General features: G+C 60.0%; 11 protein-coding genes. 3 read left to right on the top strand and 8 right to left on the bottom strand.

Annotated features, from left to right (window positions below; translation table 11 throughout):
* From ACR9ZQ_RS37890 to ACR9ZQ_RS37855, 8 genes are all read right to left on the bottom strand, one after another.
* Positions 1-987, bottom strand: coding sequence for a PfkB family carbohydrate kinase (locus tag ACR9ZQ_RS37890; protein ID WP_481430405.1), 987 nt, complete (start codon positions 985-987; stop codon positions 1-3).
* Complete coding sequence (locus ACR9ZQ_RS37885) at positions 984-2039, bottom strand: ABC transporter ATP-binding protein (RefSeq protein WP_310382261.1); 1056 nt, start codon at positions 2037-2039, stop codon at positions 984-986. The genes ACR9ZQ_RS37890 and ACR9ZQ_RS37885 overlap by 4 nt, the downstream gene beginning before the upstream one ends.
* A gap of 26 nt (positions 2040-2065) precedes the next feature.
* Positions 2066-2887, bottom strand: coding sequence for a carbohydrate ABC transporter permease (locus ACR9ZQ_RS37880; RefSeq protein WP_007816916.1), 822 nt, complete (start codon positions 2885-2887; stop codon positions 2066-2068).
* Positions 2887-3825, bottom strand: coding sequence for a carbohydrate ABC transporter permease (locus ACR9ZQ_RS37875; RefSeq protein WP_310382262.1), 939 nt, complete (start codon positions 3823-3825; stop codon positions 2887-2889). The genes ACR9ZQ_RS37880 and ACR9ZQ_RS37875 overlap by 1 nt, the downstream gene beginning before the upstream one ends.
* On the bottom strand, positions 3825-5156 hold the full coding sequence (locus ACR9ZQ_RS37870; protein WP_481430404.1) for an ABC transporter substrate-binding protein: 1332 nt from the start codon (positions 5154-5156) through the stop codon (positions 3825-3827). The genes ACR9ZQ_RS37875 and ACR9ZQ_RS37870 overlap by 1 nt, the downstream gene beginning before the upstream one ends.
* Before the next feature lie 52 nt (positions 5157-5208).
* Positions 5209-5868 carry a GntR family transcriptional regulator gene (locus ACR9ZQ_RS37865; protein ID WP_310382264.1) on the bottom strand — a complete coding sequence of 220 codons (660 nt, stop codon included), beginning with the start codon at positions 5866-5868 and terminating at the stop codon, positions 5209-5211.
* A gap of 23 nt (positions 5869-5891) precedes the next feature.
* Complete coding sequence (locus ACR9ZQ_RS37860) at positions 5892-6776, bottom strand: dihydrodipicolinate synthase family protein (protein ID WP_481430403.1); 885 nt, start codon at positions 6774-6776, stop codon at positions 5892-5894.
* Positions 6777-7053: 277 nt separating this feature from the next.
* A complete protein-coding gene (locus ACR9ZQ_RS37855) occupies positions 7054-8682 on the bottom strand; it encodes a GH39 family glycosyl hydrolase (protein WP_310382267.1) in 1629 nt (542 codons plus the stop codon).
* 354 nt (positions 8683-9036) lie between these two features.
* Between ACR9ZQ_RS37855 and ACR9ZQ_RS37850 the strand changes: the two genes are divergently transcribed.
* The 3 genes from ACR9ZQ_RS37850 (at position 9037) to ACR9ZQ_RS37840 (ending at position 12872) form a co-directional block, all read left to right on the top strand.
* A complete protein-coding gene (locus tag ACR9ZQ_RS37850; protein ID WP_481430402.1) occupies positions 9037-10938 on the top strand; it encodes an ABC transporter substrate-binding protein in 1902 nt (633 codons plus the stop codon).
* A gap of 66 nt (positions 10939-11004) precedes the next feature.
* Positions 11005-12009: an ABC transporter permease gene (locus ACR9ZQ_RS37845; protein WP_310382270.1), complete on the top strand. Its 1005-nt coding sequence runs from the start codon at positions 11005-11007 to the stop codon at positions 12007-12009.
* A 5-nt stretch (positions 12010-12014) separates the two neighbouring features.
* On the top strand, positions 12015-12872 hold the full coding sequence (locus tag ACR9ZQ_RS37840; RefSeq protein ID WP_310382271.1) for an ABC transporter permease: 858 nt from the start codon (positions 12015-12017) through the stop codon (positions 12870-12872).
* The last annotated feature ends 2 nt before the right edge of the window (positions 12873-12874 follow it).

Here is a 12874-nt window from a genome sequence, read left to right as displayed (position 1 = left end):
CTAGACGGATTGACTGGCGATCGTGTCGGCCGCCGCCATCGACCTGCGCTCGGCATCCCCCAGCAAGGCCAAAACCTCCGCACGCTCCGGTGCGCCGAGCCGTCCGCCAAAGATGCTGCATTTCAGTGCCGCGGCGGCAGAGGCCATCCGGATGGCGGCATCTGTCGTCAATCCCTCCGTGACCGCCAGCGCATAGGCGCCGTGGAAAATATCCCCCGCTGCCAGCGTGTCGACCGTCTTGACCCGAAATGCAGGCACATGCGCGACGTCAGCAGTTTCTTCGTTCCACCAATAGCTGCCGCGCTCTCCGGACGTGACCACGATCAAAGCCTGCGGATATTGCTTCTTGAGAAGCGGCACCATGCCAGCGGGATCGTCTATCTGCGAAAGGCTGTTGGCTGCCGGCTCTGAAAAGATGATGTGGTTGGCATGTTTCGCGAGCATGTCGATAACGTGAGGCGGCGCGACATCACCATCGAGAATTGCGGGCTTTCCCGCCGCCCTTGCTGCTTTTAGGACCTTCAGGGCGAGAGCGGGCCAGCGCACATCCACCATGACGGCATCAAACGCCGCGAGATCGTCGGTCGTGACCTCCCTGACGTCTTCGTGCAGTCGCGGATCGTAGAAGGGAACGATCAGCCTTTCGCCATCGTCGTCGATGAGGATTGTCGAAACGGCCGAGCGGGCGCCGGCAACCTGGGCGCTGCCGCCGACATCAATCCCGGCTTGTTCGAGCTCCGACAGAATCTGCTGGCTAGCCGTATCGTCTCCGACCGCGCCCCACAGGCTTGCCAGACCACCGAGACGCACGATCGCGTAGGCAGCGCTGGAAGCCATGCCCTCGGCCACTTGCAGCATTTCATAGGGCAGGACCTTGCCCGGCGTCTGCGGGATCGTACGAACACGAAACAGCGTATCGAGCACGGCGGCACCGACGCAGAGCACGTGGCGCGGCTTGCCGCCGGCATTGGAGAAGGTCGGGCTCAAATGCGTCGGCCGGTTAACTTGTCGAAGAGATGGACACTTGCCGGATCGATCACGATCGACACCATATCGCCGTAAGCGATTGCCAGCCGTTCGCGGAAGAGGCAGGAAATCTGTTCGCCATTGCAATCCAGCTTGGCGAAGATTTCAGATCCGGTTCCCTCGACGATCTCGGCACGGCCACCAATTCCGCCTTGGCTGGCGCGGATATGTTCGGGACGGATGCCGTAGACGAGCTCACCGGCGGGCGGTGCGCTCTTGATGTTTTCCGGCAGTGGCAGGATGAGGCCCTTCTCCGTGCGGAAAACACCCTCTTCGATCCTGCCGTCAATGAAATTCATCGACGGCGAGCCGATAAAGCCGGCGACGAACAGATTGGCGGGACGATCGTAGAGTTCCAGCGGAGCGCCGACCTGTTCGATGACGCCGTCATGCAGAACGACGATCTTGTCAGCCATCGTCATCGCCTCGATCTGGTCATGCGTGACATAGATCGTCGTCGTCTTGATGCGCTGATGCAGCGATTTGATTTCGGCGCGCATCTGCACACGCAGTTTGGCATCGAGATTGGAAAGCGGCTCGTCGAACAGGAAGACTTGCGGATCGCGCACCAATGCGCGGCCCATGGCGACACGCTGACGCTGGCCGCCTGAGAGCTGCTTAGGGTATCGGTCGAGCAGCTTTTCAAGGCCAAGGACGTTGGCAGCCTTGGTGACCCGTTCGGAAATCTCCGACGTATCGGCCTTCTTCAGCTTCAGGGCAAAGCCCATATTGTCGGCGACGCTCATATGCGGATAGAGCGCGTAGTTCTGGAAGACCATCGCGATATCGCGGTCGCGCGCCCGCAGGTCGCTGACATCGCGCGCGCCAATCCGGATTTCGCCATCGCTCATTTCTTCCAGGCCGGCGATCATGCGCAACAGGGTGGATTTGCCGCAGCCGGACGGGCCGACGAGGACCACGAATTCTCCGTCGGCGATATCGACGCTGATGTCTCTGATGACATTGACGGCACCAAAGCGCTTCTGGACGTTTCGAATATTCACATTTGCCATGTTGATGGTCCTTTGAATGCCTTGGGTCAGCCGCCCTTGACGGCGCCAGCCGTCAGGCCTGCAACGATCTGCTTTTGTGCAAACATCGTCAGCACCAGCACGGGCAGCGTGACGATGAGCGCGGCTGCGGCCAGTGGTCCCCAGCTGACCTGCTCGAAGGACAGCATATTGTAGACCGCGACGGGCAGGGTTCTGGTCTCGCGGCTCGCAAGCACGATGCCGAATACGAAGTTGTTCCAGGAGAAGATGACAGACAGAATGAATGCAACGACGATGCCGGGCTTGGCGATCGGCAGTGCCACCAGGCGGAAGACCTGCCAGGATGTTGCGCCGTCGATGCTGGCGGCCTCTTCAAGCTCCATTGGCGTCGTTTCGAAATAGCCGATCATGATCCAGACGACGATCGGTACGGTCACCACCAGATGGATGATGATCTGCGGCCAGAGCGTGCCGAGAAGGTTCAGCCATTGGAACAGCAGAAACAGCGGGATGAGAAAGGACAGACCGGGCGTCATGCGCGCGATCATGATGACCATGGCGGAACGCTCCGCCTTCAGCCGCGCAATGCCGTAGCCGGCAGGCACGCCGATCAGCAGCGCGAGCAGGGTCGCCCCGCCCGTCACGAGGATCGAATTCCAGAAGTAGAGGAAGAAGTTATTTTCCTCGAAGACCTTCATGTAGTTCGACCAGGCGAAGCGCTCGGGGATGAAGATCGGCGGATAGGCGCCGTTGTCGATTTCGTACTTCAACGACAGGGAGATCATCCAGAGGAAAAACAGGATGACCGGGGAGACCATGACGAGGGCGACAAACAGCAGCCCGATACGGTCGATCGTCTTGCGTTTCATCAGCGTGTCTCCGTGTCGGACCAGTTGGCGCGCTGCCGGATCATCATCAGCACGAAGGAAAGCGCGACGATGATGATGAAGAAGACGACTGCCATCGCCGATCCGTAGCCGATGTCGTAATAGGAAAAGGCGGTATTATAGAGGTAGATGTTGATCGTCTCGGATGCGGTGCCTGGGCCGCCCTGTGTCATCGCATAGATGATATCGAAGCTCTTGACCGCATCGATGCTCCTGATCATGACGCCGATCATCAGAAAGGGCGCGATCATCGGCAGGGTCAGATATCGAAATTTCTGCCAGGCGTTTGCGCCGTCGATCTCGGCGCTTTCATAGGGTTCGCGCGGAACGGCTGCCAAGCCTCCGAGAACGATCAGCATGATCAGCGGCGTCCACTGCCATGTCTCGACCAGCACGAGCGAGGGAATGACGCTGTTCTGGTTGTAGATCCACTCCTGCGGCCCGATGCCCACGAGCGACAGAAGGTAGTTGAGAACGCCGAGCTGCGGATGGAACATCATCGTCCAGACGAGCGCGATGGCGACGGGTGTCGCCATCATCGGCATGACGAAAACGCCGCGCAGCAATCCGCGGAACGGAAACTGCGCGTCGAAAATCAGGGCCGCGAGTGTGCCCAGGAATAGCGGGGCAACGACCGCAAGCAGCGTATAGAGCGCCGTGTGCCACAAGGACTCCCAAAAGCGCATGTCCACCAGCAGCCGGGTGTAATTGTCCAGGCCGGCAAAAACCACCGGCTGACCCAAGGTCCAGCTGTTGACGCTCATCCACAGCGTAAATACCCAGGGAAACACGATAACCGCGGCGATGACGACCAGCGCCGGGACAACGAAGGGCCAGTAGTTCGGAGCAAGCCTGCCAGGCTTGCTCCTCCCATTTGCGATGCTTTTCGATCGCGTGGTGTCCATGCTCACGGATGTCATTATCCCTCGCTTCGGGCCAGTACCGGTTCGAACTGCGCGGTGGCGCTCTTCAGTTCCGCTGCCGGATCGGCGCCGCCGATCATGTTGGTCAGGCCGACGCCATAGATGTCGCGGAACTCGGTAACCGGAATGATGACCGGCAGCGCGAGCTGCGAAACCTTTGCCGAGCCCGCAACGGCATCGACCCAGCTGCTCGGCATCTTGACGCCTTCTCGAACCTTCGCATCTTCCAGGATCGAATTGCGGAAGGGAACGCCGGCGCCTGCCTGCAGCAGGCGCGCGCCCATATCATGGGAAACGACCCACTGGCAGAAGAGATAGGCTGCTTCCTTGTTCTTGCTGGCGGCGGTAACGGCGATGCCGTCGCCGGTCGTTGCGGCGGCCTGGGCCTTCGGTCCCTTCGGCATGATGCCGTAACCAACTTTGCCGACGACGCGGGACTTTTCCGGGTTCTCGATCGGCGGAGCAAAGCCGACGCCATCGAGCCACATACCGACCTTGCCCTGCAGGAAGGCAGACTGTGCTTCCGCCCAGTTGAAGCCGGAAACGCCGACGGGCGCGGCCTTCGTCATCAGGCGCTGATAGAGCTTAGCTGCTTCCACGGCTTCATCCGAAGTCGTGCGCAGCTTTCCATCAGGACCGAGCGGCGTCGAGCCATAGCCGAGCAGCAAGGTCGTCCAGACGGGAACGTTTGCATTCTTCAGGCCGCGGGCGACGAAGCCGTAGGTATTGGTGGATGTGTCGGTGAGGGCTTCAGCGGCGCTGGCCATCTCGTCGAAGGTCGAGGGGTAGGAGAGGCCCTTCTTCTCGAACAGTTCCTTGTTCCAGTAGACGATCCAATAGTCCACCGAGAACGGAAGCGAGCGCAGCACGCCCTGCGAATCCTTGGCGAATTGCAGGCCGGCTTCCGCAAAGTCGCTTTCGACCAGAGACGGGTCGGTCAGCGTCGGATCCTTGACGAAGCCGCTGATGTCGGCAAGCCAGCCGCCCTTTTCAAACTGGCGCTTCTGGACGTGATAGCTGAGGTGCACGACGTCGAAGCTCGGCTTGCCGGAGCTGAGTTCGATTGTCGTCTTCTGACGCTGCTGCTGCTCGGGCGTGGCTTCGGCATTGACCTTGATGCCAGTCAGCGCTTCAAATTCGCTCAGATATTTGAGGATCGTTTCGCTGCGCGGGCTTTTGACGAGATTCACCTCGAGCGTCGTCCCGGCAAAGCGCTTCCAGTCGACCGCTGCCGAAGCAGGCTTGATGCCGAGCAGGCCGGCGGCACCGATCGCTGCTGTACCCGCCAGGAAATTTCGGCGTGTGGGACGAATGAATGATGATGACATGCTGCTCTCCTCCTCTTGTGTGGCCTGCGATCTCCTCACCGCAGGCGCCAGTCTAAATTCTCAGCGCGCGACTTCGCGCGTGATTGATATGCGCGGCAAGCGCATCGACGGCCCCTTGCGCGTTCCTTTGCTCAATTGCTTCCAGCACGCGAAGATGTTCGCCCATGACGGGGCCGACGCGCCCTTCGATGCGGAAGCGCTCCTGGCTGATCAGGCGCATCTTGATGGAGTTGACGCGATAGGCGTTCGAAATGATGGTGTTTCCCAGCGCATCGATGAAGGCATCATGCATGCCCCAGTCGACGGCCTGGGCGTGGACTTCCAGTTCATGTGAATGATTGCCGCCTTCGATTGCCGCGACGATCTCGCGATGCTGCTTCAGGAGTGCTGCAATCGTCTCGTCGCTTGCCGTCTCCGTGAAGATGCCAACGGCTTCCTTTTCGAGAAAAAGCCGGAGCTGAAAAGCTTCGCGGATGAGGTTGAGATCGATATGGGCAATCTGCAGACCGCGCTGCGGCACGGTCTTGATGAGGCCCTCGGCTTCAAGCCGCGGAATGAGCTCGCGGATGGCGCCAAGCGTCAGGCCGGTCAGTTCGACAAGCCTGCGCTGCGAGACGAATTGCCCGGGACGGACGTCACGCGCAAGCAGATGCCGGGTAAAGCTCTCATAAGCTTTCTCTCTCAGCGTCGGCGGCTCGTCGGCTCCATCCATCGGGTTCTCCTCGTACATGACCGCTATGCTGCCTTTGCGCGAAAAAGTCCGTCAAAGGCAAGAGCAAGCTCGCGCCTGCCGTCGGCGGAGATTGACGTCAAAGGCGGGCGAACCGCAAGCCACGTATCATCGCCTGTCATCTTTGCCACCATGACTTTCACAGCCGGTGTCACGGGATGCTTGAGAAGCTCGGCGACGAAGTGTTCGGCGCGGGGATCGTCATTGCCGTCGACGGCCATGGCCCGCACTTCATGCGGCGCAAAATTGGCCATGCCGGAAATTGCGCCCTGGCCGCCCATGCGCACACCCTTGGCGAGATGCCGTTCGTCGCCGATCAGGATGATCAGGTCGCCATGCTGGCGCAGCAGCGCTTCGGTGTAGGGCCAGTCGCCGGAGGAGTCCTTGACGCCGGTGACGATCGAGGGGAACGCTATTCGCAACCGGGTGATCAGGTCGACGCTCAACGTGACCATCGTCACCGAGGGAATATTGTAGACCAGAACGTCGCGTGCTGCACTGCCCAGCCGCGCAAAGACGTCGGCGAACCAGGCAAAGAGGCCGTCATCGCTCACATTCTTGAAATAGGAGGGTGGGGCGAGAAGAATATTGCGCGCGCCCTTGGACAAGGCCTGCGACATCTGCTGGGCGGCATCCTCGGCGGCATCGACGAGCACGCCGACAACGATCTGTCGAGGCTGGATGCCGGAGGCAGTGAACGTTTCGAGGATTCGCTCGCGCTCCTGGCTGCCGATGGATGCTCCTTCGCCCGTCGTCCCGAACAGCGTGACACTGGCGCAGCCCGAATCGAGGCTCCGCTTCGCCTGGGCGATCATGACCTCGGCGGCAATGGCGCCGCTGCTTTCAAAAGGCGTCGCCAATGCGACCGACAAACCAAACCCCGTCACCAATATACCTCCTCAATGTCAGTGAAAAATGACTAACATGTCAGTTGTTGGCTGTAAACCTGTTTGTGATGAATATTGCATTCGATGTTCTGGGACTGTGGATTGTTAGAGCACCGCGCCTCGGCCCAGATGGCTCATGCCGGCAATGCTGCAGGGGGGAATGTTTCCGGAGATGCCGGTTATGGCGCGCGGCCGATAAGGTGACGGCCGCGCGCCGAATTGCTTGAGGGCAGTCAGGGAGCGCAACTTGGAGGGTTGCGCTCCCTCTTTTCCTGCCGTCTCACCAGTCCAGGCGAAGGAGAGAAACGCCCTGACGCGGCAGGGAGAAGCGGAGATCGATCTTGCCGTCCGTGACGGAAACTGATGCCTTGTCGTCGATCTTAGCCAGCTTGCCGGAGGCTTCGAGCGTGGTGTAATCGGCGCCCTCGATATGCTCCGGCTTGCCCATTTCCTTCCAGATGCGGAAGGAGTTGGAGTGCTGCTCGTCCATCCGGAAGTGCTTGAGCGCGGCCGGACGGTTGCCCCAACCGTCGATCGAGAGACTGACTTCGGCGGAGGGGCCTGCTTCGTCATCGTCATGATAGTGCCAGACGAGAACGGAGACGCCCTTGTCGTCGCGGGTCGCCACGACATTGACGTCGGGCTTGTCGCGAACGCCGTGGCTCATGATGTCTTCGATATCGCGGCGATAGTCGCTCTCCGATTCGAGCCACAGGCCGCCGAGCTTGCCGAGCATGCGGAAGCCGTTCAGCACCGCCTTGTCGACACCGTTGGTGGCAAGATCCCGGAAGCCGTCGAAATAGGGCTGGTCGTCGAAGAGGAAGGCCCAGGTGACGGCCCCTTCGATCTCGATATTGGCGCGGCGCGACAATTCATAGGTGCGGATCATGCTTTCGACGACATAGACGCCGTAGAGCGGGCCGTTGCGATAGCCGTTCTGCGGATGGACGCGCGCCGAGCAGGCAGCGCAGCCTTCCGGGTCGGATTCGCCGATGACGACGGGCAGGTGCCGAAGCTCGGGAAATTCGTTGATGATGGCAAGATTGGTCTCGATGTCGCGTAGCTGCTTGTGCAGGCCCATGCGTACATGCCCGTCGAAGATGACCGGATTTCCCTTTGCATGGAAGGCGATGAAGTCGAGCGGTGGTTTGTTCTCGACGACGTGGCGCAGGAAGGCGCGCAGAAAGGTCTGCGCTTTTTCATTGGCGAATGCGCCGCAGGTGTGCGGGCCTCCGACACGCGCCTTCGGCAAGGCCCGTTTCACTGCGCGGGCGCTCGCATCATACATGGCGCAGAATTCCGGGATCGTGCCGGTCCAGTAGTGGCCGTCGGGCTCATTCCACACTTCCCAGGGCCAGGACGAGACCACGTCTTCGCCGTAGCGATCGGCGAGGTGCCGCGCCCAAGCTTCGATCAGGTCACCCCATTTCTTCAGATCCTTCGGCGGCGCTGTCCAGCCGGTGGTGATAGTCGCATACCGGTCTGCCGGCTCCCAATGATGCTTGTAGGGGCCATCGAAATCGGAAAGCGCTTCCGGTGTGAAGCCGATCTGGATCAGCGGAATGTTGCCAGCCTCGACATAGGCGTCGAAGATCTGGTCGATGATCGTCCAGTCGTAGACGGGATTGCCGTTTGCATCCTCGGTATAGGCATTGGTCGAGCCCCATTTCAGGGCCGGCTTGCCGTCTCCACTCGTCAAGAGATTATGGGCGCGGATGCGCGGGGCGACGGGGCTGAGTTCGGTTAGCTCTTTCAGGAGCTTCTTGCCGTGCGGGGAATAGGTATAGTTCGGCTCGTCATAACCGAACCAGTTCCACAGCGGTTTATATGGGCCTGTCGGCCTGCCGGCGTGAACGTTGATGGTCACGTCATAGGAACTCGTCATCGTCTTTTCCTCTTGAACGGTCATGCCTCAGCCTCCTCCCGAAGGCCAACCGACCAATTTTTTGATGAAGAGCGGCCGTCTTGGGAGGGCGCCGCGCTCGTCGCAAAAGCTAAGCGAAATGACCATTTTGTCAATAATACAAAAAAGTCACACTTAGGCGACGTTAAAAAACGCCTGAAAATCTGCGAGTTTTTAACATTTTAAAAATTACCTGTTGCCGTTTGCTGAAAAATTGTCGATAAATGCTGAGGAAAAGCCGAGTGTCTGGAGGAGACATAAGGGTCTCAAGGCCCCTATGCAGGCGCTTTTGCCGGAACGCGATCGATAACGGATTACAGGAAGCGCCCGCCCATGCGGGCCAAGGAGGAGGAGCGTCCGATGAAGTTCCCTAGATTTGCAGTCATTGTCTTATTATCTCTCGCTGCCCTTCCTGCTTACGCGCAGGATTTCATTGCCGGCATCCCGCGCAATGAAACGTTGATCATCCAGGGCACGCCGCAGCAGAATGCGGATTGGTTCAACGTCTGGGCGCCCGGCGGTGGCGGCGCGGCCAATGTCAACGGCCTGCAGCAGCTGACGACCGACACGCTCTGGTTCATCAATCCGGAGGGTGGTCCGGATGCCTGGCAGAACGCGCTCGCAACCGAGCCGCCTGCCTACAATGCCGATTTCACCCAAATGACGGTGAAGCTTCGCAAGGGCATCTACTGGAGCGACGGCGTCGAATTCACCAGTGATGACGTGGCCTATACGGTCCAGACGCAGATCGACCATCCCGGCATGTCCTGGAGCGCGCCCTTCACTGTCAATGTCGCCAGCGTGGAGAACCCCGATCCGCAGACGGTCGTCTTCCATCTGAAGAAACCCAATTCGCGTTTCCACACGCTGTTTACCGTGCGCTGGAACGCTGCCTGGATCATGCCGAAGCATGTCTTCGAAAAGGCCGGCGATCCCCTGGCATTCAAAAACAATCCGCCGGTATCGCTCGGTGCCTATGTATTGCAGAGCTACGACAAGGGCGGCAACTGGACCATCTGGAAACTGCGTGACGACTGGCAGCGCACTTCGATCGGCATGGCCGCCAAGGAGCCGCCGCAGGTCAAATATGTCGTCTACCGTGCTGCAGGTAACCCGGAGGCCCGTGTCATCGAACAGCGCAATCACAATCTCGATGTCATCAACGACATGGCACCCGAGGGCATGTTTGCGATGATGCGCGACAGCAAGAGCGTCGCCTCCTGGCTGAAGGGCTTCCCCTTCGCCCATCCCGATCCGACCCTGCCGTCGGTACTGCTCAACACCAAGAAGCCGCCTTTCGATAACAAGGATGTCCGCTGGGCGCTGGCATTGATGATCGATATCCGCGCCGTGGCACTCGGTTCCTACCGAGGCGCTGCCAATCTTGCAGCCCTTGCCACGCCGCCGACCGGCTCAGCACCGGACGATTATTATGCGCCGATGCAGGACTGGCTGACCAATTTCGAGCTTGATACCGGTAGCCGAAAGATCAAGCCCTACGACCCCAATATCTCGGCCCAGATCGCCACCATGGTCCGCGGACAGTGGGGCGATCAGATCCCGACCGATCCGAAACAGCTGCAGCGCACCTTCGGTTTCGGCTGGTGGAAGCAGGACATCCAGGCTGCGACCGAGCTGCTGCAGAAAGCCGGTTTCAAGAAGAGCGGCAATCAATGGCTGAAACCTGACGGCACGCCGTTCGTGATCCGCCTGCAGGTGGAAGGCGATGCCATTCCGACGCTTGCGCGTGCCGGCACTGTCATCGCCCAGCAATGGAGCCAGAACGGCATTGCAACCAAGGTCGACGTTGCCGGCCCGACCAACGGCCAGCGCCTCAGCACCGGCGATTTCGAAGCGGCGATCTACTGGAGCATCGAGACCTGGGGCGGTCATCCGGACCTGTCCTTCTTCCTGGACAGCTACCATTCTGAGTTCATCAAGCCGCTCGGCCAGATCCAGCCGCCGCGCAACCTGCAGCGCTGGCAGGATCCGCGCCTCGATCAGCTGATCGCGAAAAACCGGTCCATCGCTTTCGATTCACCCGATGTCACCAAAGTCGGCCAGGACTTTCTGAAGCTCGCCGTCGAAGAGATGCCGATGATCCCGCTGATGGCTTACAACAAGTTTGCACCGTTCGACACGACCTACTGGACCAACTATCCGAGTGCTGAAAACCCCTATTCCGCCTCGGGTCCGAACTGGTCGAACATCCGTTACATGGTGGTCGGCCTGAAGGCCAATCCGGCCGCTCCCAAGAACTGACCGTGTCGATATGGGGGGTGGCCGGGCAGTCGGCCGTTCCCCTTCTGCTATTGGAGGGTGGATGCCATGAATGGCTTTCTGATCTATGCGGGCAAGCGTTTCCTGCAGTTCCTTTTCGTCGTCGTCATCGGCATCACGCTTGCGTTCCTGATCGCGCATTTCTCGCCGGTCGATCCGGTGGAGCAAACGGTGTCGCTGCTGACGAGCTTCGGCTCGACCGACCCGCAGGCAGTCGAAATTCTGCGACAGTCTCTGCGGGAGCTCTATGGAACCGGCGGCCCGCTTCTCGATCAGTATTTCACCTTCTGGGAGCGGGTGCTGACCGGCGATTTCGGTCCCTCGCTGTCGTCCTTCCCGACGCCTGTCATGACGGTCATCGGCCGCGCCTTGCCCTGGACCGTCGGCCTGCTGACGCTTGCAACCATCATCGCCTGGATCATCGGCAATCTGCTCGGCGCGCTTGCCGGCTATTTCCGCAACAGCCGGCTTCTCAAGCTCGCTGGCATCGTCATCATGGCACTACAGCCGATCCCGACCTACATTATCGGCCTCAGCCTCGTCATTCTCTTCGGTTTCATCTGGCCGATCCTGCCGATCAGTGACGGCGCGCAGGTCAACCTCGCGCCTGCCTTCAACTGGGTCTTCATCAGCTCGGTCATCGAACACGGCATCCTGCCGGCGCTGACGCTGGTGCTCGTCGGCATCGGCGGCTGGTTCATCTCCATGCGCTCGCTCGTCTCCAACATCGTCACCGACGACCATGTGGTCTATGCCGAGCTCGGGGGCGTACGTTCACGCAGCATCTTTTCGCATTATGTGGCCCGCAATGCCATGCTGCCGCAGGTCACAGGGCTCGCGCTAAGCCTCGGCAATGTCTTCGGCGGCGCCGTCATCGTCGAATTCGTCTTCAACTACCCCGGCATCGGCAAGTTGTTGATTTCAGGCATCTATTCCGGTGATTACAGCCTGGTGCTCGGCGTGACGACGATTGCCATCATCGCCGTCGCCTCCGCCGTCTTCGTGATCGATATCATCTATCCGTTGATCGATCCGCGCGTGAAACTGGGATAATTGCGATGTTCAAGATCCTCAGAGACCTGCTCCGCTACAACAAGGAATTCCTGTTCGGGACGATCCTGATCCTGATCATCCTCGGCCTGATCGTGGCCTCCTTCTTCTCTCCCTATGACGAGAATGCCATCTATGTCGTCGCCCCCGACATGCCGCCGTCTGCCGAATTCTGGCTCGGCACGACATCGCGCGGCCAGGAGGTGTTCTGGCAGATCGCCGCATCGCTTCGCAACACGCTCCTCTTCGGCATCATCGTTGCCGTCATCAGCCGCCTCATTGCGCTGGTCGTCGGCCTGGTCTCCGGCTATATCGGCGGACGCACCGACCAGATCATCATGGGCATCAACGATACGCTCGGCGCATTGCCCAACATTCCGATCCTGCTTCTCCTGGTCTTCGTGCTGCGCGACCAGATGACATGGTCGATGCTGGCGATCGTCGCGGCCCTGCTCGGCTGGACACATGACAGCCGGCTGATCCGCTCAGTGGCGCTCTCGCTCCGCCACCGCGAGTTCACCCGGCATGCGGTCTTCGCCGGCATGCGCACGTCGCAGATCCTCATCCGCGAGCATCTTCCTTATGTGATGCCGATCGTCTTCTTCACGACGATGAACAATCTCATCTGGGCGATCGGCCTGGAAGTGACGCTCTCCGTGCTTGGCTTCTCCGACATCAACCGGCCGACGATCGGCGGCATGATCTATTGGGCCAATGCCCATTCCGCCATGGTCGCCGGCATCTGGTGGTGGGTGGCCTTCCCGATGCTCTTCGTGGTGATCCTCTTCCTCGGCCTCTTCATGCTCGCCATGTCGGTCAACGAATATATCGATCCCCGCTCGCGGCTGGCTCGGATGGGAGCCTGAGA

It is taken from the genome of Rhizobium sp. KNZ14-9A, from assembly GCF_056755015.1.
This window is presented reverse-complemented; position numbering and strand designations above follow the sequence as displayed.